Below are 20,787 nucleotides of genomic sequence, written 5' to 3' on the forward strand. Positions count from 1 at the left end.
ACCTTGTGCCTTATAAAGGCGTGGTGGAAACGCCCGCCGCAGCGTAGTTTTCAAAACTGTTCATCTGCTTGGCTATCTGCGAAATCTTCGTCGCGTAGTTCGGGTCGGTTGCGTAACCGGCCTTTTGCAACTCGCGTACAAACTGTTCTGGGTTATCGGCAGACTTCACGACATCTTGATAGCGATTGTTGCTCTGCAGCAAAGTCACCAGATCGTGGAAACTGTCCTTGTACGAGGCGTAGGAACGGAACTCGGCCGTCTCCTTGACCATCGCGCCATTGCGGAACTCGCTGGTGATTGCCCGGGCCGAATCGCCCTTCCAGTTGCTGCTTGCCTTGATGCCGAACAAGTTGTGGCTGCTGCTGCCATCCTGCGCGCGCATGACCGATTTGCCCCAGCCGGTTTCCAGCGCGGCCTGCGCCACCAGGTAACGCGGATCGACGCCGATACGCGCGGCGGCTTCCTTGGCCATCGGCAGCATGGTGTTGACGAATTCGTCGGCGGAGCTGAAGGCTTTCTTCGCGGGCGCCAGCGGAATCTGCGCCATCGCCCGGCCGTAAATCTGCATCTGCCCACCAGCCGCCTTGTCCGACTCGGCGCGGGCCAGCCAGTCGCCGTTGTACAGCGGACCGGCGCCAGTGGTGGCAGCCGTCGTGGCGCGTTGCGGCAATTGGCTGGCGGCTGTCGGCATCGCGGACGGCACCAGACCTGCGAGCAAACGATCGGCGAGTTTCGGCGGCAAGGCCAGTCGACGCTGGTTGATCATTTCCATGTCGTTGCGGTGCGCCAGTTGCGTGTTCGGCGCATTGACCGAGCGCGACGCCCACAACGGGCGCTCGCCATTGAGGCGCGACAACGGGCCGTTGGTGGCGACGGTGCCTGCGGCAACCGGCGTGGCCACGGCCAGCGCCTTGGCCTTGGCTTCTTCCTGTTTGGCGGTGGAGGCTGCGGCTGCCTCGCCCGGCGCCATCGGTTTGTTCTTCGACATCTGCCGCATCAGCACGTCAGCCAGACCGATACCACCGCCCTCGCGAGACATGGAAACGGCCAGTTGCTGGTCGTACATTTCCTGATACTGCTTGGCCGCCGGCGTGTTCAGCGGATTGTCCTGGCCCAGCGCTTCGGTGGCCGAACGCATCGACTTGAGCATCTCGCCGAGGAACAGCGATTCGAACTCCTGCGCCACCTTGCGCATGTTCGCATCGCTGTCCTTGTCGCCAACCTTGAGCTGGTTCAGACGATTGAGGTCAGAGTAAGAACCCGAATCGCTGCTGCTGACCAGACCGCTCTTGCGCATATCCATGATGGTCGGCCTCAGATCACAATCAGGTCGGCTTGCAACGCGCCGGCCTGCTTCAATGCTTCAAGAATCGCCATCAGGTCACCCGGTGCTGCGCCGACCTGGTTCACCGCACGGACGATCTCGTCGAGTGTGGTGCCAGGGCCGAACTTGAACATCGGCTTGGCTTCCTGCTCGGCATTCACCCGCGAGCGCGGCACGACCGCAGTCTGACCATTGGACAGAGGGCCAGGCTGGCTGACGATCGGGTCTTCGGTGATGGTCACGGTCAGGCTGCCGTGAGTCACGGCGGCCGGCGACACTTTCACGTTCTGGCCGATGACAATGGTGCCGGTCCGCGAGTTGATGATGACTTTCGCCACCGCCTGCCCCGGATCGACTTCGAGGTTTTCCAGGATCGACAGATAGTCGACGCGCTGGCTCGGATCGAGCGGCGCAGTCACACGGATCGATCCGCCGTCGATGGCTTGCGCGACGCCAGGGCCGAGCATGTCGTTGATCTTGTCGACGATGCGCTTGGCCGTGGTGAAGTCGGAACGGTTGAGGTTCAGCGTCAGGCTGTTGCCCTGGTTGAAACCGCTCGGCACCGAACGCTCCACCGAGGCACCGCCAGGGATACGACCGGCCGACGGCACGTTAACGGTGATCTTCGAACCGTCACGACCCTCGGCATCGAAACCGCCGACCACCAGGTTGCCCTGAGCGATGGCGTAGACGTTGCCGTCGATACCCTTCAGCGGGGTCAGCAACAGGGTGCCGCCGCGCAGGCTCTTGGAGTTACCGATCGAGGAAACCGTGATATCGACTTGCTGACCCGGTTTGGCGAACGCCGGCAGATCGGCACTCACCGACACCGCCGCGACGTTTTTCAACTGCACGTTGCCCGAGCCCGGCGGCACTTTGATGCCGAACTGCGAAAGCATGTTGTTGAAGGTCTGCAGGGTGAACGGAGTTTGCGTCGTCTGGTCACCGGTGCCGTTAAGCCCGACCACCAGGCCGTATCCGATCAACTGGTTGGAGCGCACGCCGGAAATGCTGGCGATATCTTTCAGCCGCTCGGCTTGTGCATTGAAGGCCGCCGACAACATAACGGCGGCCAGCATGAGGCTCTTGAAATTCAACGTAGCCACCTAGAAAGGGAACAGCGGGCTGAGGAAGAAACGGTCGAACCAGCCTGGCTGACTCGCATCGGCGAACGAACCGGTGCCCGAGTAGGTGATGCGTGCATCGGCGACACGGGTCGACGACACGGTATTGTCGGTGGCGATGTCATCCGCGCGCACCAGACCGGCAATGCGCACCAGCTCATCACCGGTGTTGAGGGTCATCCACTTCTCGCCGCGCACGGCGATGATGCCGTTGGGCAATACGTCAGCCACGGTCACAGTGATCGAACCGGTCAGGGTGTTGCCCTGCGCGGCCTTGCTGTCACCCTTGGTCGCACGGTCGCCGCTGTAGCCGACGTCCAGGCTCAAGTCATTGCCACCCAACGGATTGTTGGTGGTGGCGCTGCCGCCGAACAACGAGGTCAGGCCGATGCCGGTCTTGCTGTTCTTGGCCACTTGCGAGTTAGCGTTTTTGCTCGCCTGGGTCTTCTCGTTCAGGGTGATGGTGATGATGTCACCGACCCGGAACGCCTTGCGGTCGCTGTACAGGTTCTGTTCGAACCCGGCCTGATAGATCGAGCCGTTATTGGCCGCAGCCGGCAGCGGCGTGCGCGGCAACACCGGGGCGTAGTAAGGGTCATTGGGCTTGGGCGTCGGAGCGACGCAGCCCGCGAGCGAGACGACTCCACTCAATGCCAGAACAGATACGAAGCGATTCATGACCCTACCTCACGGTGTTGCAGGCGACCTCATGGCCGCCTCATAGACTTGATTACAGATTCTGCGTTACGAACGAGAGCATCTGGTCGGCGGTGGAAATCACCTTGGAGTTCATCTCGTAAGCGCGCTGAGTGGTGATCATGTTGACCATCTCTTCAACGGTGCTGACGTTGGAGGTTTCCAGGGTGTTCTGCAGCGTGGTGCCGAAACCGTTCAGGCCCGGAGTACCGACTTGCGGCGCACCGGAAGCAGCGGTTTCGAGGAACAGGTTGTTACCCACGGCTTGCAGACCGGCCGGGTTGATGAAGTCGGCGGTTTGCAGGTTGCCGATCACCTGAGCGGCAGGGTTGCCGGCAACGGAGATCGACACGGTGCCGTCGCGACCCACGGTGAAGGTCTGGGCATCGTTCGGAATGACGATGGCCGGTTCCAGAGCGAAACCGCTGGCGTTGACGATCTGGCCGTTGGAGTCGAGGTGGAAAGTACCGTCACGGGTGTAGGACGTGGTGCCGTCCGGCTGCAGGATCTGGAAGAAACCGCGACCGTCGATGGCCATGTCCAGCGGCTGCTCGGTGGTTTGCAGGCTGCCGGCGGTGAAGTTTTTCTGCGTGCCGACAATGCGCACACCGGTACCCACTTGCAGACCCGACGGCAGTTCGCTGTCCTGGGTCGACTGGGCGCCTGGCTGACGTTTGATCTGATACAGCAAGTCCTGGAACTCGGCGCGGTCACGTTTGAAACCCGTGGTCGAGACGTTCGCCAGGTTGTTGGAAATGGTGGTCAGGTTGGTGTCCTGAGCGGACAGACCAGTTTTGGCAACCCATAGAGCCGGAAGCATTCGATTCTCCTCGTGCGCCTGTTTTACGGCGCGACGTTCTGATAATTAGCTGATCTGCAAGACCCGAGCCATGGCCTGGTCGTCGTCTTTGGCGGTGTTCATCATCTTGACGTGCAACTCGAACTGCTTGGCCAGAGCCAGCACCGAGGTCATCTCTTCCACGGCATTGACGTTGCTCGATTCCAGGAAACCCGACACCAGTTTGACGTTGGCATCGGCAGGCGCAGGCTGGCCGTCCTTGGTGTAGATCGAGCCGTCGAGGCCCTTGTTCATGTTCTTGATGTCCGGGTTGACCAGTTTGATCCGGTCGACTTCCGCCATGACGCGCGGGCCTTCGCCCATCGCACGAATACTGATGGTGCCGTCTTCACCGACTTCGACCTGCTGCTCGGGCGGCACGGCGATCGGACCGCCATTGCCCATCACCGGCATGCCGTTGCCGGCACGCAACACGCCGAGGGCGTCGATATTGAGGCTGCCGGTGCGCACGTAGCTTTCGCCGCCGTTGGGGTTCTGCACGGCGATGAAGCCGTTGCCGGTCACCGCGACGTCGAGGTCACGCCCGGTCTGTACCAGCGAGCCGGGAGTGAAATCAGTGGCGGGCCGTTCGCTCATGGCAAACGCGCGCGCCGGAAAGCTGTCACCGAACACCGGCATCGAACGCGCCTGCTCCAGGTCGCGCTGAAAACCGTTGGTGGAGATGTTCGCCAGGTTGTTGGCATGAGCCTTCTGCGCCAGCGCGTTCTGGCTGGCGCCGGTCATTGCCACATAAAGGTACTTGTCCACACTCTTTCCTCTGCATGCCGGACGTTTGCCGCCCACCGCTGTACTGCTGAGCCATAAGCAATTTGCAGACCAACTTTTTTCTGGCGGCTCGCGGCCCGGTAAACAAAGGACTTGGGGGATTTTGCGGGGATCGGGGAAATGTATCGAAGACGAAAAACCGGCGGTGTCATGCCGCTAGGCGGCAATCCCGATCTCGGGCTGGGCGAATAACCCTGTGGCGAGGGGATTTATCCCCGATGGGTGGCGAAGCCGCCCCGATACCGATGAATGCGGTTCAGTTGATACATCAAGTTAAACGGCTTTGGGGCTGCTTCGCAGCCCATCGGGGATAAATCCCCTCGCCACAGGGGGCCACTTAGCTTTCAGGATCTTTGCCCACTTCATATTCGCGGAGTTTGTTGGCGATGGTGGTGTGCGAAACCCCCAGCCGCTTACCCAGTTGCCGACTGCTCGGATGCTCTGAATACAGTCGCTCCAGCACCGCTTTCTCAAACCGCCCGACAATATCGTCCAGCCCACCCTCCAGCGAAAAATCGCCAAGCGGCTGACGCACGCCGTAATCCGGCAGGCGGATATGCTCAGCCTTTACCGTGCCGCCATCACACAACGAAACCGCCTGAAACAGCACGTTCTCCAACTGCCGCACATTGCCCGGCCAGTGGTAATGGCTGAGTCGATCCATCGCCGCCGGCGCGAGTTTCGGCAGCGAACAACCGATCTGCCGGCTGGCCTGATCCAGAAAGTGCTCGACCAATGGCGTCAAACCGTCGAGGCATTCGCGTAGCGGGGGAATATGCAGCGAAAGCACATTCAAGCGGTGATACAGATCCTGGCGAAACTCGCCACGCGCGCACAGCTCGGACAAGTCGACCTGGGTTGCGCAGATCACCCGCACGTCCAGATAAACCTCTTCATCACTGCCCACACGACGGAAGCAACCGTCCTGCAGAAAGCGCAGCAATTTCACCTGCAAGCGCGGACTCATTTCACCGACGCCATCGAGAAACAACGTGCCGCCCGCCGTCAGTTCCAGTAGCCCGAGCTTGCCTTCCGCCCGTGCACCTTCGAAGGCACCCGGGCCGTAGCCGAACAATTCGGTCTCGGCCATCGACTCCGGCAGCCCTGCGCAGTTGAGCGCCATCAACGGCGACTGCCCACGCGGGCTGGCGAGGTGACAGGCACGCGCCAACAACTCCTTGCCGGTGCCGGTTTCGCCTTCTATCAATAACGGCGCATCCAGCGGCGCCATGCGCCGCGCTTCGCGCACCACCGCCGCCATGACTTTCGAGCTCTGGAAGATGCTGTCGAAGCCACGCAACTCCTGCTTGCGCACGTTATAGATGCGCTCACCGACGCGGTCGGCGCGGTGCAAGGTCAGCACTGCACCGGCCATGGCTTCGCTGTCGTCGTGTTCGGATTGCAACGGCGCGATGTCAGCGAGAAAGATGTCGCCCTTGACCTTGACCCGCATGCCGTTGATTCGGGATTTATTGGCGCGCACCAACTCCGGCAAATCGAAATCCTCGGCATAGCGCGACAGCGGAATCCCCGGCACTTCATCGACCCGCACGCCGAGCAATTGCGCCGCCGCACGGTTGGCGGCAACGATCGAGCCGCCCATGTCGATCGACAACACCGGGAATTCCAGCGCACCGAGCAGCGCATTCAATTCCATGTGCCGACGCTCGCTTGGCATCAGCCCTACCCGCTTGACGCCGAACACCCCGGCAATCGCTTCGAACTTCGGCCGTAGCGCCTGGAACTGGATGTTGATCAAATTCGGGCAATGCAGATAGATCGCGTTGCCATGCTCACCGCCGACCTCGCCGCGCGCGACGTTGATCCCGTACGCCACCAGCAGATTGAGGATGTCGCGCAGGATGCCGATGCGGTTCTGGCAGTGGACTTTGATGCGCATATAAATGACCCGTGAAGACAGTAATACCTGTAGGAGTGAGCCTGCTCGCGATAGCGGTGCGTCAGTTGATATTGATGCTGACTGATACACCGCTATCGCGAGCAGGCTCACTCCTACAAGGGAACGGCGCCGGACTTTTCTGTCGAGGGGCGCAGATAGTTGTCAAGATTATGTGACAGCCATTGACCTTTTCAAACCCGAGAATCACCGCAAACGCGAGATATCCGCCAAACCGTAACGATAACTTTACGAATTAAAGAGAAATTTCCTACGCACAGGCCATTCAACCTGCTGCACATCAACACGCTCTCAGGTAATTCTGAATCCATCGCTGGACATAACAAGAACGAATTCCCCTAGCAGGAGAGCAGTATGAAGCAGACGCAATACGTGGCCCGCGAGCCCGATGCGCAAGGTTTTATCGACTACCCCGCCGAAGAACATGCGGTGTGGAACACGCTGATCACCCGTCAACTGAAAGTGATCGAGGGTCGTGCGTGCCAGGAATACCTGGACGGTATCGAAAAACTCGGTCTGCCCCACGACCGCATTCCGCAGCTCGGCGAGATCAACAAGGTGCTCGGCGAGACCACCGGTTGGCAGGTCGCCCGTGTCCCGGCGCTGATTCCGTTCCAGACTTTTTTTGAATTGCTCGCCAGCAAACAATTTCCGGTGGCCACGTTTATTCGCACCCGTGAAGAACTGGACTACCTGCAAGAACCGGATATTTTCCACGAGATCTTTGGTCACTGCCCGCTGCTGACCAACCCGTGGTTCGCCGAATTCACGCACACCTACGGCAAACTTGGTCTGCAAGCGACCAAGGAAGAACGCGTGTATCTGGCGCGGCTGTACTGGATGACCATCGAATTCGGTCTGGTCGACACCCCGCAAGGCAAACGCATCTACGGCGGCGGCATCCTGTCTTCACCCAAGGAAACTGTTTATTGCCTGTCGGACGAGCCCGAGCATCAGGCCTTCGATCCGCTGGAAGCCATGCGCACGCCATATCGCATCGACATTCTGCAACCGCTGTACTTTGTCCTGCCGAATCTCAAGCGCCTGTTCGACGTGGCTCATGAAGACATCATGGCCATGGTCAAGCAAGGCATGCAGCTGGGTCTGCACGCGCCAAAATTTCCGCCGAAACCGAAAGCGGCGTGAACCGTCGCTTTTAGTGACAAGTGAGTCTGTCAGTCGTCGCGGCTTTGGTTTAGCGTGACGGCATTGACGTCCGTAACAGCTCTTATAAAAAAGACACCCGATCTCAGGAATCCAACCATGTCCACTTTGAACCAAGCCCACTGCGAAGCCTGCCGCGCCGATGCGCCACAAGTCAGCGACGAAGAACTGCCGATCCTGATCAAGCAGATCCCTGACTGGAACATCGAAGTACGCGACAGCATCATGCAGCTGGAGAAGGTCTTCCTGTTCAAGAACTTCAAGCACGCGCTGGCCTTCACCAACGCCGTCGGCGAGATCTCCGAGGCCGAGGGTCATCACCCGGGCCTGCTGACCGAGTGGGGCAAAGTCACCGTGACCTGGTGGAGCCACTCGATCAAAGGCCTGCACCGCAACGACTTCATCATGGCCGCGCGCACTGACGAAGTGGCCAAGACCGCAGAAGGACGCAAGTAATGCACTTTGACGCCATCGGCCGGGTACCCGGCGACCCGATCCTCGGTTTGATGGAGGCGTATGCGCAGGACAGCAACCCGCGCAAATTCGACCTGGGCGTTGGCGTCTACAAGGATGCCCAAGGCCTGACGCCGATCCCGGAAGCGGTGAAAATCGCCGAAGCACGGCTGGTCGAAAGCCAGGACACCAAGACTTACATCGGTGGCCACGGCAATCCGCTGTTCGGCAAAGTCATCAACGAGTTGGTGCTCGGCGCCGACTCGAAGTTGATCGCCGAACAACGTGCCGGCGCTACCCAGACGCCGGGCGGTACCGGTGCCCTGCGTCTGGCCGCTGACTTCATCGCCCAATGCCTGCCGGGCAAAGGCGTATGGCTGAGCAACCCGACCTGGCCGATCCACGAAACCATTTTTGCGGCGGCCGGGGTCAAGGTCAGTCACTACCCGTACGTGGGCAGCGACAACCGCCTCGACGTCGATGCCATGCTCGCCGTGCTCAATGAAGTACCGAAAGGTGATGTGGTGCTGCTGCACGCGTGCTGCCACAACCCGACCGGTTTCGACCTGAACCACGACGACTGGCAGCGCGTACTCGACGTGGTGCGCAGCCGCAATCTGCTGCCGCTGATCGACTTTGCCTACCAGGGTTTTGGCGATGGTCTGGAGCAGGATGCGTGGTCGACCCGCTTGTTCGCGGCAGAGGTACCTGAGCTGCTGATCACCAGTTCCTGCTCGAAGAACTTCGGCCTCTATCGCGACCGCACCGGTGCGCTGATCGTCTGCGCGAAAACCGCCGACAAGCTCATCGACATTCGCAGCCAACTGGCCAACATTGCCCGCAACCTGTGGTCGACACCACCGGATCACGGTGCGGCGGTAGTCGCGACCATCCTCGCCGACCCGGAGCTGAAAGCTCGCTGGGCCGACGAAGTGGAAGCCATGCGTTTGCGTATCGCCCAGTTGCGCAGCGGCCTGGTGGAAGCGCTGGAGCCACACGGTTTGCACGAACGTTTTGCGCACATTAGCGTGCAACGCGGGATGTTCTCCTACACCGGCCTGTCGCCGGAGCAGGTAAAACGGCTGCGCGAGCATCACAGCGTGTACATGGTCAGCTCGGGTCGGGCCAACGTGGCCGGCATCGATGCCACGCGTCTGGCGCTGCTGGCCGAAGCCATCGCCAGCGTTTGCAAGTAACACCGCAATACTCTGCAGGAATTGCCGCAGGCTGCGATCTTTTGATTTGATCGTTCCCACGCTCCGCGTGGGAATGCAGCCCAGGACGCTCTGCGTCCCAACAGCGGACGCAGAGCGTCCTTTGAGGCGTTCCCACGCAGAGCGTGGGAACGATCAACACACACTGCCTTCGCGAGCAGGCTCGCTCCCACATTTGGTTTCGGCTATGGCCCAGTCTTTTGCTTTTCGCTCTCCCTGCGGCCATCTGTCGCATTAATTTGAATTAAAAGTCTGATTGTCATTTTTCCTCCTGTATCCTGCGCAGGCTTTTTCAGAAGCGCGGATCTACCAGATCTATCAACAGACTTAGCGAGGAGCGCAACCATGCACGAGATTCCTAATCTCCCCTTCCCAAGCCTGCACGTACCTGAGCAGACGACCACGCAACAAGCCGGTGCGGGGCAGCCCGAGCCGCAAGAAGCCGTTGAGAGCCGCCCGGCCGACAACGAAGAGTAAGACCCGTCGTACAGACCGTGTGGAAAGCGCTAACATGCGCTTTCCACACTGCCTGAAACCGAGCCTGCCATGACCGACGAATTCTCCGAAAGCCAAGCCGCCGTCCTGATCGGCGCCACCGAGAAAATGATCGAGATCTGGAACCGCCTCTCTCCTGAGAAACAAGCCGCTCTGCTCGCCCGCTTCGGCAGTGAAGAAAACGCCCTCGCCGCGCTGGTCACCACACAACTGGTCGCTCCGGCCAAATCCTGAAGCCGCCGCCCGACAAATAGTTTTACTTTTCCCGCCTCAGATTGTTCCGCGCCGGTATCATGAGCAGCCTATCTATTCTGCTCTCCCCGTGGATCGTTACCCATGTCGTTCTCTAAGTCAGAGCCCCAGCGCCCCCTGGCGGTCACGCTGCAAGTCGTCTCCATCGTCCTCTTCACCTTCATCGGCTACCTGAACATCGGTATTCCCCTCGCGGTGCTGCCGGGTTACGTCCACAGCGACCTGGGCTTCGGCGCGGTAATCGCAGGTCTGGTGATCAGCGTGCAATACCTCGCGACCCTGCTCAGCCGCCCGTACGCCGGCAAGATCATCGACAACAAGGGCAGCAAGCTCGCAGTGATGTATGGTTTGGCCGGCTGCGGTTTGAGCGGTGTGTTCATGCTGATTTCCGCGTGGACACCGAACATGCCGATGCTCAGTTTGATCAGCCTGTTGATCGGCCGACTGGTGCTGGGCAGCGCGGAAAGCCTCGTCGGCTCCGGCTCGATCGGCTGGGGCATCGGCCGTGTCGGCGCGGCGAACACCGCCAAGGTGATCTCGTGGAACGGCATCGCCAGCTATGGCGCACTGGCGGTCGGCGCACCGTTCGGGGTATGGCTGGTCGGCCAACTGGGTTTGTGGAGCATGGGCGTCAGCATCATCCTGCTGGCCGCGCTGGGCCTGTTACTGGCATGGCCAAAAACCGCCGCACCGATTGTTGCCGGTGAGCGCCTGCCATTCATGCATGTGCTCGGACGCGTGTTCCCCCACGGTTGCGGGCTGGCCTTGGGCTCAATCGGTTTCGGCACCATCGCGACCTTCATCACCCTGTATTACGCCACTCGGCACTGGGACAACGCGGTGTTGTGCCTGAGCCTGTTCGGCGCCAGTTTCATCGGTGCGCGACTGCTGTTCGGCAACCTGATCAACCGCCTCGGCGGCTTTCGCGTGGCGATTGCCTGCCTGTCAGTGGAGACCCTAGGACTGTTGCTGCTGTGGCTGGCACCGGACGCGCATTGGGCACTGGCCGGTGCGGCGTTGAGCGGTTTTGGCTTCTCGCTGGTGTTCCCGGCGCTGGGCGTGGAGGCGGTGAATCTGGTGCCGGCGTCCAGCCGTGGCGCGGCGGTGGGTGCGTACTCACTGTTCATCGACTTGTCGCTGGGGATCACTGGGCCACTGGCCGGGGCGATTGCGGCGGGATTCGGGTTTGCTTCGATCTTCCTCTTCGCCGCCCTCGCCTCGCTGAGTGGATTGGCCTTGAGCGTGTATCTGTATAAACACACCGCCAAGTATCGCGAGGATTAGAAATCCACCTTGCCCCGCCCGGCCTTGATACTGCCGCGCTTGGTCTTCGACTCAAGCCGACGCTTTTTTGAACCGAGGGTCGGCTTGGTCGGACGGCGTTTCTTTTCAACTTTGGTGGCGCTGAGAATCAGCTCCACCAGACGCTCCAGCGCATCGGCTCGGTTGGCTTCCTGCGTGCGGTATTGCTGAGCCTTGATGATCAACACGCCATCGCTGGTGATGCGACTGTCGCGCAGCGCCAGCAGCCGCTCCTTGTAGAATTCGGGCAAGGACGAGGCTGGAATGTCGAAGCGCAGGTGCACGGCGCTGGAGACCTTGTTGACGTTCTGCCCTCCGGCGCCCTGGGCGCGAATGGCCGTCAATTCGATCTCGGCATCCGGCAGATGCACGTTGTTGGAAATTACCAGCATGGAAAAGCGTCCGTATTCAGAACGCGCAGGATACCGCGAATAGCCAGAACGCGATCGTATTACAAGAGTACGCAACTTCTTGCGCACTTTGATGCGGTTTACTACAGCAAAAATTGAACAAGCTCTTCGGCCAGCGGCGCCCCTCCATGCCCCGTAATGGCCATATCATGGCTGGCATGAATCTTGATTCATGTAAAAAATTGAAGCGTAATTGACGCGGCTAGCATCAGCCCCCCCCCGCAAAAGTGAAAACCCGGTCATGGAAGAGATAAGGAAGTCGTTATATGCCGCAGAAGGAAAAGGAGCGCGCAAGCGAGTCATGGCGCTTGCTGATGACTACGATCGGCTGACACTGAGTCATGAGACCTTTCCTGAGAAATGTCTGAATTTCATTATTGAAATTCTCTCGACAGACGCATTTTTCAATAAGCCTGGCGCAGATTTTTTCATAATAAAGATTTCATCGGATATGAACAGGCTCTCGGCAATTCAAAAGCAGGCATTGCTCGATGCCATTCGGAGCAACTATTCCAGATATGCAGTTATGGAATTCTGCTGGACTGTCGGCGATATGCTCGCGCGTCACTTTGATCGCACATCTGTCATCAGAGTATTTAAGTCAGTCTTTGACCAAGCGACAGCAGAGGGGAAAGAAGGTATTGCACTTGGGCTGGACATTTTCGCAAGGCATTCGAAGCGAGATCCGGGTGTCATGAGGCAAATCCAACGGATTTTATACAGCAGGCCGGCACACTGACTTTGACCATGCCCCATGAAAAACTCATCTTGATCAGGGTTATGGAAGAGGCAGCGGTTCTGCAAATGGAAAAATCAAAAAAGCATGACGCATTGCGGGTCAGATCTCTCATGGAGCAGGTTTACCGATGACACTCATTGCCCAGCCCGGACCTTCGCTGATCGAACTTCCTGACACTCTGCGCCCTCTGTTCCTGGCCGCTGGCTGGCCCGTGACTCTCGCAGAACCTTTGCCGGACTTCGTCCCGCCAGAGCACCCGGCCGCCGCACTGCTCGGACAACTCGCCGGCCTGCAGGTGGGGACCTGCGGTAGAGGCGAAGACTGCGCTACCAGCGATGTCGCCTTTGGCACCTTTGAATACCTGCATGACAGCGAAGACTTCCTGGCCTGGCAGCAACGCCTGGGCAGCACTTTGGTAAGCATCGCCGAGATCCATCACGGTCACGCCGCGCTATTGATGGACGAGCAGCAGCGATGCTATGTCTTGAGCATGATTCATGACGGTTTCTGGCTACAAGGTCGAACCTTCGTCCAGGCCATGGAAACCCTAGTGTTTGGGCGCAAAGCCGGTGAACAGGTCGCGCTGGCCACGCCCGGCGCCGTGCCCGCCATTTGAGTTTCTTTATGAAAGCCATCGTAGACACAGGATCAATATATGCATCGAAGGCTGCGCGGATCAGTCTTGATGAATCATGTGATGCAATATGGTATCTGGCTACAGGATATCGTCACGAGTTGATCTTCGAACCTCTGGCACCGATTTTTCTTCAATATAATGTATACGCAGTACTGGCTGCCGAACTCGAATCCAGTAGTGTTATTGCGGAGAAACTAGGTCGACACAAAAGGGCCTTTGGCAAACTTGGCATGGCCGCCATGAACAAAAGAAGGGAGATGGAAGTTGACTTACACATTGATGACAAACTTAATTTCTGTGACATCTCTAGCATTCTGTGCCACGAAGAAGTATTGACGCTATTTAGTGCTATATACAGAGGATGGAATGCCTTGATATTTTTATCCAAGACAAAGCTGGATGAAACGGATAAAAAAGAAATTCTAGGTACGATAGTCAACATGTATAAGGCTTCCGGCACAGAATTCTCAAAGGCGTCGTCTTTCAAGTCGTTTGCTAACGTCGCAAAATTATTAACTTCAAAAAAATACCTCGTGGCGCTTACAGGTGAGGATCTCTCCGATACTCGCTGCATACTGATTCACGGCCTCCCGGAACAGATTATTGAATTCTCAGAACTTGCAGAATCCTTGAAACAAGCCGACGCTGACATGACACCCACACCAAAAACCAGAGAATTCTTGCTTAAAATTCCATTTTCAAGAAGACCTACTTTTCAGCGGTAAAAATCAGACAACCAAAGAATCGGAATACTGGAAAGCCGTACTGAGCGAACGACCCGATAGAACCTTTTTGCAATGCACCGCCCATAGCGACAGATAGGGAAACCAAATTGAACAAGATTGACTTCAAAAAATACAATATGAACGGCATCATTCGATCAAACAACAGTTCAATTGCGCGCAAACATCAACTCACCTTTTTTCTTAAGGTATTGCACGCCCTGAACATCAAGTTTGCCAATTGCAAGCATGACCCTATGCATTTGGCTCAAGAATACATTGATGGAAAAATCACCACCAAAATATTAAAAGCAGAGTCATCTATTTGGTGGGCGAAAATCGATGAGCACGAGGCAATACGCAACTTTCGTGAACGTAAAAATCTGATGGCAAGACTGGCGTTATGTTTATTGATGAGTGAGAGGGAGGATGTCTCTGAACTCGGAGATGATCTATCGTGGTTCCTGGAGGTTCTCGGATTCCTGGGTGCTGGCATGAAGCCGACCGAACTTATGATCGAGTATTTTGACTTCCGCTGACGGCTACGAAAAGACCTATCGCGCTTTCGCGGAGCAAGTGAAATGTTCAATGATTATCTGCACAATCCGGACTGCTACTTCAGATTGGAGCGATCCTTTTATGAGTTTTTTCGCCTGGAGGCTCAGACGAACAAAATCGATATAAGGGATTTAAAGCACCTTATTACAATACGACATTCTCAAATGGCACGCCGTTCATGGATGGCAATCCCATTTTTTCTGCCAGAAACGAAGCGAATGGGCAAATTCTTAGAGTGATACTCGACCAGGACACTGATGAGCTTGTTTCCTATCGAGACAAGGAACTGGGGTGCGAACTGGTTGTAATCGGCAACGTAAACTTGCTGGAAGAAATAAAAAGAAAAATAACTGAATGGACCAAGACTCAATGAACACTCAAGAAGAGTTAGCGCAAGCACTTGCCAACCTCTCCCCAGCTGCTTTACAGCGCCATGCGTCCAGACTGCTGCATACCTATTGCGAAGCAAAGTTCATTCGACACGGTGCTATCGAAAAATTGATAGCTCACCTTGATAGCTTTCCGGAGTGCGGTGGCTTGACTGACTGGGAGAGAAAAGGTGCGACACTGCCCCTGAATGGCAGGGGAGACAATATGCCGCCTGATCTCCTCCACTGCATTTCATCACAAGATATCGATGACTTCCGCGTAATTGTTGATTGCGCTGTGGAAGTCGGATTAGTAGACATGTACTCCACCCCAACTGAGCATCCGATAAAATTTATCGAGATGATTTGTTTAATTCTTTCCAGAAACAACATTGCTCTTCCTCGCCTGTAAATTGAGTTCTCTTTGGCTACAAGTAAACTTCCACCCTGTAAAACTCTGCGCGCTATTGCACAAAGCACTATCGGGCATAAGCTTTAGGTGCCTTGAAGATGGCGATCCCGCTGAAGAGGTGGGGCTGAATGAAGTTTTTCGCATTGAAGGTCACCTTGCCTAGACCCAGTAGCCCATTCAACACACAAGGATGTTTAACATGATTTATGATCCTTATAGGAGAAAGTTATTGTATCGAAAGGCACAATATAAGAATGTACTGGGCCGATACAGTAAAAAAACCAGCCTGCTTTTAGCACACCCTTTCGATGAGAGGTTGCTCTTAAGCCTGCCGGCAACGGACTCGATAATTAGTGATTTAAGATCAAGACGAGAAATCTTATGTGAGTTCACCGAGTTCTCTTCGATCGCTGAGTGCCTGCGCTTTACCTCATCACTAATGGATGATCGTGAATACTACTTGCTGATGGATGAAGACTGGAAATTCTGCGGGGCATACAAGGTAAAAAGCGGCGTCCGACTCTGTGAAGGGTTTGATTTTGACAGTACCGACAGCGACGAAATAAGACTGATCAGCTCTGATTTTACCGCGCAATTTTCTATTGATTACAGTGTCACAGGTTTCAGCAGAACCCTTGATTGCTGCATAAGACGCTATGGATAAATAAAAATGTCATTCTCGATCGACGACATCAATGAAATATCTCAGGCATTCAATCGGTTTGAAGATGGTTTGATACTGTCCTTCGAATTTTATTACGTACCCAATGAGCCACTGGCAGCAACCGTTGTGCTGCATGGAAGAGACCACAGAGCCAAAGGCAACGTCTGGAAAAAAATAAGAATAACCTTGACAGGTGTAACAGAATTGAGCGCACGGGTCATGGGCAATCAATTCAACTCCATTTGCTCGGGTGTTCGTTTATTGAAATTAAACGATCTCTGGTGCATTGATATCGACGGGAATTACGCGCTGGATGCAGACCCGTCTTCCCTGGAAGAAGTACGCCAGGACGGTGACCTCTACGTTATTGGTCGACAGATTGAGATTCAAGACGCCTGAGTGACGGCAAGCGGTCGATATGACGATTTTGAAACTGTGTTGTTAATTGAGCTTTTTGACAGATCCAGCGCCAGAAGCGTTTATACCGAGAGCCATTCGCGTTACCCTGTCGGGCGTTGCTCTACTCCAATCAATGCAGGAAGCATAAGCATGACCAATAAAGCAGTTATCGTGTTCAGCGGCGGGCAGGACTCCACCACCTGTTTGATCCACGCCCTGACCCACTACGATGAAATTCACTGCATCACGTTTGACTATGGTCAGCGCCATCACGCGGAAATCGAAGTTGCTCAGCAGCTCGCCAAAAAGCTCGGCGTGACCGTGCATAAAACCATGGACGTGTCCTTGCTCAATGAGCTGGCCATCAGCAGCCTGACCCGCGACAACATTCCGGTCCCGACCGTGAATAGCTCCGGCGAAAGCCTGCCAAGCACTTTCGTCCCGGGAAGGAACATTCTGTTTTTGACCCTGGCGTCTATCTACGCCTATCAAGTCCAAGCCAGGACTGTCATTACCGGCGTGTGTGAAACCGACTTTTCTGGCTACCCTGATTGCCGGGATGAGTTCGTCAAGGCCCTGAACAAGGCCCTTGAGTTAGGTATGGATTACAAGTTGCAACTGGACACCCCATTGATGTGGCTAAACAAGGCAGAAACCTGGGCCCTGGCTGATTACCATCATCAACTGGATCTGGTTCGTAACGAAACACTGACCTGTTACAACGGCATCAAAGGTAGCGGATGTTCCGATTGCGATGCGTGTAATCTTCGCGCCAAAGGCCTGAACGAATTCCTGAATAACAAAGATCAGGTTACACACAATCTTAAAAACAAATTGAACTTGAAATAAATCAAACCACAAACGAGGCGCTCACTAACGATGGGATTTCCCTAGTGAGCGCCTTGTTGATCTTATTGCGTCTGAGCGCCTGTCAAATACTTCTTGAACAGTGACCTTGCGCCATACGCGGGCAAGACGTTAAAGAAGGCAAAACCCACTTTTATCGCGATCTGGACATAGATCATGCTCAGTATCGCACTATTGTCCATCTTTCCATAAAAGGCGATATAGCAGAAAAGGAAACTGTCGATAATCACCGCAAACAACGTACTCAAGAACACCCGCAAAAACAGGAATCTCGAGTTCGTCAGTTCCTTGATCTTGCACAACAAATAAGAGTTTATGTTTTCCGAGACTAGGAACGAGATGGATGAGGCTACCAGTACCGACGACAACTGACTGATCACGTCGTTGTAAGGCCCGTCCAGTTTCCAGCCTGGCAGCCCAGGCAAGTGGGTAGTAATAGCCAGCAAAATAATAATGGCCGCATTACTGATAAAGGCAAAAAGAATCGCCTTTCGCGCAAGTCTGAGACCAAAGGTTTCGTTCAGCAAATCGACGATCAGAAACGTCAGCGGATAAAGAAAGGTGCCCGGCGTTACAACAATATCGAAATATTCCAGATAAATCGGCTTCGTTGCGGCAATACTGGTGAAAATGTACAGCGTGAACAGCATCAGGTTCAGGATGATGTAGATCATCCAGGAACTCTCATGACGGTCATTGATCTCGTAGGCAGTGAGTGCCCCACCCTGAGAATAAAACTTTTTATAGAGATTTTTTACTTCTATTTTATTTAGATTATCCATAATCTCACTATTTAACACTTCACTGAGCTTTATTTTAATTATCTTGCCTGTGGCTATCACCATGATGACGGCCAGACTTTTACCGTTTTCAAACCCTAGCAGCTTGTATTTGCTGTTTTCCGTTTCAACGCTGCAATCCATTAAATCGTTCCTCGATTATATCCCCGACCACACAAATACGATCCGTATCAGGGTCAACCTCATCCATTATGAATAACTTTTTGCCGACTTTGTCATACACCAGCTTTTGCCTATCGTTGCTGGACGCCCCCTTCTGCACGATCAAAAGATCACCTGGTTCATTCATTCCACTGATCTCGTTTTCCAGCAGTACACCGATCAGATTGAAAGACGTACCAAAGTAGTATGTCAGTGGATAGATGGTAGCCAGCTCACCAATTCTTTTATCAAGATTCTGAAGCAGCAAGCTCTCTTTTATCACCGGAACGGCCGCTGGATTCATATTTCCCTGCGGAGAGATGCTGTTGTCGATTATTTCCTTTTCTTCAAAATCAATGGTCTCTATTTCTTCATACGATACACCGAAGAAATCAGAAATCTTGCGCACGGTGGAGTGCTGTACGTTGACCACCTTGCCTTCAAGAATGTTATAGATAGTCGTCCTGGTCAATCCACTGGAATTGCACAACGACAACTGTGTCTCCCCGCGACTCTTTATCAAGTATTTAATGTTGTTTTTCAGATTCTCCGATCTTTCTCTTCTGTGCATAAAGTACTTACCATCTTTTTATAAAGGCAATTAGAAAACACGCCACGAATGAGCATTCAGTGGTGACACAGGAACACTACGCAGATAGTTGTACTGGTATTGGAACCGCCAGCGATCATAGCATTCTCCATCCTTGGTTTCGGTACAAAAGTCAGACGCAACAACCACATGCTCAGCTCTGCGGAGTCGATTCATGCTGCGTACCGACTCGTCCGTTTTGGCTGTCATCACTCGACAAACGCCTCCCGAACTGCAGTTTTACACCGTTTGCTTACGCAAAAAGAATCATTTTATTTGAACAATGTTCATTTTTCTGATTAATTTTTCTGGCGTTCCTCACTGAAAAACCTATGATGCGTCGAGCTCACCTCCTCCGATCAGCGAGCGAAACGCAAGAGTAGTGGTTGCTCGTACAGACGTTAGTTTTGCGCGCATTGCCCGCAAAACACGGAATGCGCCTGTACCGATCGGCAAGTGGATGTACGCAAAGTCGTGAAACCAAGGAAGGCGTGCTGTTGTTCGCAGTACGCAGCAAACATGGAAGGAATACGAAGCATGGCAGTCAAAACTGAACCGCTGATGAACCAGGCCGACTTACTGCGAAATGGTCTGGCGGATCTTCGTACGGAAGATGCCGAGTTGGCGGGGATTCTCGACGCTGAGGTCGCACGACAACACCGAGTGCTGTCATTGGTCTCCTCCTCCTGCGCAGTCATGCCCCGCACGCTTGCCGCCTCTGCGTCGGCACTGGTCAACGTGACCGCCGAGGGGATGCCAGGCAGGCGCTATAACGCCGGCTGCGAGAACGTTGACCTGGTCGAATCGCTTGCCATTCGAAGGGCGCGGGAGTTGTTCGGTGCCCAATATGCCAACGTGCAGTCACACTCGGCTTCGAACGCCACTTATCAGGTGCTCACTGCGTTGCTTGAGCCGGGCGACACCCTGCTGGGCATGGCCGTTGAACATGGCGGTGACCTCACCCATGGCAGCTCCAAAGCCTTCTCGGGCGCCTACTACAAAGCGATTCAGTACGGAACGAGATCAGACGGCGTCATCGATTACGACAATGTGCGCAGCCTGGCGCTTGCGCATCGCCCGCGCATCATCATGTGCGGCGCCACAGCCTATTCGCGGGCCGTCGACTTTGAGCGGTTTCGCCAGATTGCCGATGAAGCCGGGGCGATCCTGCTCGCCGACATTTCTCATATCGCCGGACTGGTCGCCACGGGCCGACATCCGAGTCCGATCGACGCGGCTCACGTCACCACGACGTGCACACACAAACAACTCATGGGCCCTCGTGGCGGCCTGATCCTGTCGGGCCGGGACGCCAATACCAAGGTTCCCGGCTTGCGGACAACCTTCCGCCGTGCCCTCGATCAAGCCGTGTTTCCGCAAATGCAGGGGGCGCCAGCCGTCAACATGATTGCCGCCAAGGCTGCGGCGCTGGGCTATGCGATGTCTTCGCAGTTCGACGCTTACATGGGGCGAATTCGCAGCACTGCCGATGAGCTTGCCAGCGCGTTTCAAGCCCACGATTACGAGGTTGTGGGCGGCGGCAGTGAAAACCACACGGTGCTGATCCGCTTGCGTGGCGGCATTACCGGCGCCATTGCCGAGAAGGCGCTGGAGCATTGCGGGATCATCGTCAACAAACATCGCGTCCCCGGCGAGACTCGACCGGCACTTATCGCCAGCGGATTGCGTATCGGCACCGGCTCCATAGCGCAGCGTCACATCGACCCGCAGGGATGCCGCGAAGTTGTCAGTCTGCTGTGCCAGATTCTCGACAAGGTAACGCCGCAAGGCGAGCGGGAATACTCGCTGGACCCGGCCTCACAGGAACAATTCCGGTTACAGGCCGAGGCGTTGTGCGCGATCTATCCCATCGCCGATTACGTATAACGGCGAACACAAAAAACCCGGCACTTGG

General features: G+C 55.6%; 25 protein-coding genes. 16 read left to right on the plus strand and 9 right to left on the minus strand.

The genetic code is table 11. The annotated features are described in order from the left end of the window. Positions 1 to 10: 10 nt before the first annotated feature. From flgJ to AC3WMT_RS22860, 6 genes are all read right to left on the minus strand, one after another. The gene (flgJ, locus tag AC3WMT_RS22835; RefSeq protein ID WP_103305341.1) at positions 11 to 1,303 is read right to left on the minus strand and encodes a flagellar assembly peptidoglycan hydrolase FlgJ; all 1,293 of its coding nucleotides are present in this window, start codon (positions 1,301 to 1,303) and stop codon (positions 11 to 13) included. An 11-nt stretch (positions 1,304 to 1,314) separates the two neighbouring features. Next, on the minus strand, positions 1,315 to 2,403 hold the full coding sequence (locus AC3WMT_RS22840; RefSeq protein ID WP_103305340.1) for a flagellar basal body P-ring protein FlgI: 1,089 nt from the start codon (positions 2,401 to 2,403) through the stop codon (positions 1,315 to 1,317). A 27-nt stretch (positions 2,404 to 2,430) separates the two neighbouring features. After that, positions 2,431 to 3,126, minus strand: coding sequence for a flagellar basal body L-ring protein FlgH (gene flgH, locus AC3WMT_RS22845; RefSeq protein ID WP_103305339.1), 696 nt, complete (start codon positions 3,124 to 3,126; stop codon positions 2,431 to 2,433). 52 nt (positions 3,127 to 3,178) lie between these two features. Beyond that, entirely contained in the window at positions 3,179 to 3,964 is a 786-nt protein-coding gene (gene flgG / locus AC3WMT_RS22850) for a flagellar basal-body rod protein FlgG (RefSeq protein ID WP_103305338.1), read from the minus strand. Positions 3,965 to 4,009: 45 nt separating this feature from the next. After that, entirely contained in the window at positions 4,010 to 4,750 is a 741-nt protein-coding gene (locus AC3WMT_RS22855; protein ID WP_103305337.1) for a flagellar basal body rod protein FlgF, read from the minus strand. A gap of 355 nt (positions 4,751 to 5,105) precedes the next feature. Then, positions 5,106 to 6,668, minus strand: coding sequence for a sigma-54-dependent transcriptional regulator (locus AC3WMT_RS22860; RefSeq protein WP_103305336.1), 1,563 nt, complete (start codon positions 6,666 to 6,668; stop codon positions 5,106 to 5,108). A gap of 372 nt (positions 6,669 to 7,040) precedes the next feature. On the opposite strand from AC3WMT_RS22860, the gene phhA reads away from it, so the two are divergent. From phhA to AC3WMT_RS22890, 6 genes are all read left to right on the plus strand, one after another. Then, positions 7,041 to 7,832 (plus strand): phenylalanine 4-monooxygenase, encoded by a 792-nt coding sequence (gene phhA / locus AC3WMT_RS22865; protein ID WP_103305335.1) that lies wholly within the window; start codon positions 7,041 to 7,043, stop codon positions 7,830 to 7,832. Positions 7,833 to 7,949: 117 nt separating this feature from the next. Further along, positions 7,950 to 8,306, plus strand: coding sequence for a 4a-hydroxytetrahydrobiopterin dehydratase (locus tag AC3WMT_RS22870; protein ID WP_003222798.1), 357 nt, complete (start codon positions 7,950 to 7,952; stop codon positions 8,304 to 8,306). After that, positions 8,306 to 9,499 carry an amino acid aminotransferase gene (locus tag AC3WMT_RS22875; protein WP_103305334.1) on the plus strand — a complete coding sequence of 398 codons (1,194 nt, stop codon included), beginning with the start codon at positions 8,306 to 8,308 and terminating at the stop codon, positions 9,497 to 9,499. Before AC3WMT_RS22870 ends, AC3WMT_RS22875 begins: the two co-directional genes overlap by 1 nt. A 363-nt stretch (positions 9,500 to 9,862) precedes the next feature. Then, positions 9,863 to 9,994: a hypothetical protein gene (locus AC3WMT_RS22880; RefSeq protein ID WP_256583563.1), complete on the plus strand. Its 132-nt coding sequence runs from the start codon at positions 9,863 to 9,865 to the stop codon at positions 9,992 to 9,994. A 69-nt stretch (positions 9,995 to 10,063) separates the two neighbouring features. Then, the gene (locus AC3WMT_RS22885; RefSeq protein WP_025113527.1) at positions 10,064 to 10,246 is read left to right on the plus strand and encodes a hypothetical protein; all 183 of its coding nucleotides are present in this window, start codon (positions 10,064 to 10,066) and stop codon (positions 10,244 to 10,246) included. A gap of 102 nt (positions 10,247 to 10,348) precedes the next feature. Continuing rightward, positions 10,349 to 11,548 (plus strand): MFS transporter, encoded by a 1,200-nt coding sequence (locus AC3WMT_RS22890; protein ID WP_103305332.1) that lies wholly within the window; start codon positions 10,349 to 10,351, stop codon positions 11,546 to 11,548. Here the strand turns inward: AC3WMT_RS22890 and arfB are convergent. After that, on the minus strand, positions 11,545 to 11,958 hold the full coding sequence (arfB, locus tag AC3WMT_RS22895; protein ID WP_095050152.1) for an alternative ribosome rescue aminoacyl-tRNA hydrolase ArfB: 414 nt from the start codon (positions 11,956 to 11,958) through the stop codon (positions 11,545 to 11,547). The genes AC3WMT_RS22890 and arfB overlap by 4 nt on opposite strands. Before the next feature lie 259 nt (positions 11,959 to 12,217). Between arfB and AC3WMT_RS22900 the strand changes: the two genes are divergently transcribed. From AC3WMT_RS22900 to queC, 9 genes are all read left to right on the plus strand, one after another. Continuing rightward, the gene (locus tag AC3WMT_RS22900; RefSeq protein WP_146041252.1) at positions 12,218 to 12,715 is read left to right on the plus strand and encodes a hypothetical protein; all 498 of its coding nucleotides are present in this window, start codon (positions 12,218 to 12,220) and stop codon (positions 12,713 to 12,715) included. 127 nt (positions 12,716 to 12,842) lie between these two features. Next, on the plus strand, positions 12,843 to 13,331 hold the full coding sequence (locus AC3WMT_RS22905) for an SUKH-3 domain-containing protein (RefSeq protein ID WP_103305330.1): 489 nt from the start codon (positions 12,843 to 12,845) through the stop codon (positions 13,329 to 13,331). A gap of 8 nt (positions 13,332 to 13,339) precedes the next feature. Next, positions 13,340 to 14,077, plus strand: coding sequence for a hypothetical protein (locus AC3WMT_RS22910; protein WP_103305329.1), 738 nt, complete (start codon positions 13,340 to 13,342; stop codon positions 14,075 to 14,077). Between the two features lie 107 nt (positions 14,078 to 14,184). Beyond that, positions 14,185 to 14,613, plus strand: coding sequence for a hypothetical protein (locus tag AC3WMT_RS22915; RefSeq protein ID WP_103305328.1), 429 nt, complete (start codon positions 14,185 to 14,187; stop codon positions 14,611 to 14,613). Between the two features lie 197 nt (positions 14,614 to 14,810). After that, positions 14,811 to 15,005, plus strand: a complete 195-nt coding sequence (locus tag AC3WMT_RS22920; RefSeq protein ID WP_177431431.1) for a hypothetical protein — start codon at positions 14,811 to 14,813, stop codon at positions 15,003 to 15,005. After that, complete coding sequence (locus AC3WMT_RS22925; protein ID WP_103305327.1) at positions 15,002 to 15,412, plus strand: hypothetical protein; 411 nt, start codon at positions 15,002 to 15,004, stop codon at positions 15,410 to 15,412. Before AC3WMT_RS22920 ends, AC3WMT_RS22925 begins: the two co-directional genes overlap by 4 nt. 199 nt (positions 15,413 to 15,611) lie before the next feature. Further along, on the plus strand, positions 15,612 to 16,076 hold the full coding sequence (locus tag AC3WMT_RS22930; RefSeq protein WP_103305326.1) for a hypothetical protein: 465 nt from the start codon (positions 15,612 to 15,614) through the stop codon (positions 16,074 to 16,076). A 6-nt stretch (positions 16,077 to 16,082) separates the two neighbouring features. Then, entirely contained in the window at positions 16,083 to 16,475 is a 393-nt protein-coding gene (locus AC3WMT_RS22935) for a hypothetical protein (protein ID WP_103305325.1), read from the plus strand. 150 nt (positions 16,476 to 16,625) lie between these two features. Continuing rightward, positions 16,626 to 17,324 carry a 7-cyano-7-deazaguanine synthase QueC gene (gene queC, locus AC3WMT_RS22940; RefSeq protein ID WP_103305324.1) on the plus strand — a complete coding sequence of 233 codons (699 nt, stop codon included), beginning with the start codon at positions 16,626 to 16,628 and terminating at the stop codon, positions 17,322 to 17,324. Positions 17,325 to 17,386: 62 nt separating this feature from the next. Here the strand turns inward: queC and AC3WMT_RS22945 are convergent, their stop codons facing one another. Together AC3WMT_RS22945 and AC3WMT_RS22950 are read right to left on the minus strand one after the other, a co-directional pair. Then, entirely contained in the window at positions 17,387 to 18,265 is an 879-nt protein-coding gene (locus AC3WMT_RS22945) for a queuosine precursor transporter (RefSeq protein WP_103305323.1), read from the minus strand. Further along, entirely contained in the window at positions 18,249 to 18,854 is a 606-nt protein-coding gene (locus tag AC3WMT_RS22950; protein WP_103305322.1) for a helix-turn-helix transcriptional regulator, read from the minus strand. The genes AC3WMT_RS22945 and AC3WMT_RS22950 overlap by 17 nt, the downstream gene beginning before the upstream one ends. Before the next feature lie 555 nt (positions 18,855 to 19,409). Between AC3WMT_RS22950 and glyA the strand changes: the two genes are divergently transcribed. Continuing rightward, a complete protein-coding gene (glyA, locus tag AC3WMT_RS22955) occupies positions 19,410 to 20,759 on the plus strand; it encodes a serine hydroxymethyltransferase (RefSeq protein ID WP_103305321.1) in 1,350 nt (449 codons plus the stop codon). The last annotated feature ends 28 nt before the right edge of the window (positions 20,760 to 20,787 follow it).

Source organism: Pseudomonas sp. FW305-7 (genome assembly GCF_058786735.1).

Coding starts and splice junctions, on each gene's coding strand:
- AC3WMT_RS22905 (WP_103305330.1), top strand. CDS start 12,843: ATGACACTCATTGCCCAGCCCGGACCTTCGCTGATCGAACTTCCTGAC.
- flgG (WP_103305338.1), bottom strand. CDS start 3,964: ATGCTTCCGGCTCTATGGGTTGCCAAAACTGGTCTGTCCGCTCAGGAC.
- flgJ (WP_103305341.1), bottom strand. CDS start 1,303: ATGGATATGCGCAAGAGCGGTCTGGTCAGCAGCAGCGATTCGGGTTCT.
- AC3WMT_RS22875 (WP_103305334.1), top strand. CDS start 8,306: ATGCACTTTGACGCCATCGGCCGGGTACCCGGCGACCCGATCCTCGGT.
- AC3WMT_RS22870 (WP_003222798.1), top strand. CDS start 7,950: ATGTCCACTTTGAACCAAGCCCACTGCGAAGCCTGCCGCGCCGATGCG.
- arfB (WP_095050152.1), bottom strand. CDS start 11,958: ATGCTGGTAATTTCCAACAACGTGCATCTGCCGGATGCCGAGATCGAA.
- AC3WMT_RS22840 (WP_103305340.1), bottom strand. CDS start 2,403: ATGCTGGCCGCCGTTATGTTGTCGGCGGCCTTCAATGCACAAGCCGAG.
- AC3WMT_RS22930 (WP_103305326.1), top strand. CDS start 15,612: ATGATTTATGATCCTTATAGGAGAAAGTTATTGTATCGAAAGGCACAA.
- AC3WMT_RS22920 (WP_177431431.1), top strand. CDS start 14,811: ATGGATGGCAATCCCATTTTTTCTGCCAGAAACGAAGCGAATGGGCAA.
- AC3WMT_RS22900 (WP_146041252.1), top strand. CDS start 12,218: ATGGAAGAGATAAGGAAGTCGTTATATGCCGCAGAAGGAAAAGGAGCG.
- queC (WP_103305324.1), top strand. CDS start 16,626: ATGACCAATAAAGCAGTTATCGTGTTCAGCGGCGGGCAGGACTCCACC.
- flgH (WP_103305339.1), bottom strand. CDS start 3,126: ATGAATCGCTTCGTATCTGTTCTGGCATTGAGTGGAGTCGTCTCGCTC.
- AC3WMT_RS22860 (WP_103305336.1), bottom strand. CDS start 6,668: ATGCGCATCAAAGTCCACTGCCAGAACCGCATCGGCATCCTGCGCGAC.
- phhA (WP_103305335.1), top strand. CDS start 7,041: ATGAAGCAGACGCAATACGTGGCCCGCGAGCCCGATGCGCAAGGTTTT.
- glyA (WP_103305321.1), top strand. CDS start 19,410: ATGGCAGTCAAAACTGAACCGCTGATGAACCAGGCCGACTTACTGCGA.
- AC3WMT_RS22890 (WP_103305332.1), top strand. CDS start 10,349: ATGTCGTTCTCTAAGTCAGAGCCCCAGCGCCCCCTGGCGGTCACGCTG.
- AC3WMT_RS22925 (WP_103305327.1), top strand. CDS start 15,002: ATGAACACTCAAGAAGAGTTAGCGCAAGCACTTGCCAACCTCTCCCCA.
- AC3WMT_RS22945 (WP_103305323.1), bottom strand. CDS start 18,265: ATGGATTGCAGCGTTGAAACGGAAAACAGCAAATACAAGCTGCTAGGG.
- AC3WMT_RS22885 (WP_025113527.1), top strand. CDS start 10,064: ATGACCGACGAATTCTCCGAAAGCCAAGCCGCCGTCCTGATCGGCGCC.
- AC3WMT_RS22910 (WP_103305329.1), top strand. CDS start 13,340: ATGAAAGCCATCGTAGACACAGGATCAATATATGCATCGAAGGCTGCG.
- AC3WMT_RS22880 (WP_256583563.1), top strand. CDS start 9,863: ATGCACGAGATTCCTAATCTCCCCTTCCCAAGCCTGCACGTACCTGAG.
- AC3WMT_RS22935 (WP_103305325.1), top strand. CDS start 16,083: ATGTCATTCTCGATCGACGACATCAATGAAATATCTCAGGCATTCAAT.
- AC3WMT_RS22950 (WP_103305322.1), bottom strand. CDS start 18,854: ATGCACAGAAGAGAAAGATCGGAGAATCTGAAAAACAACATTAAATAC.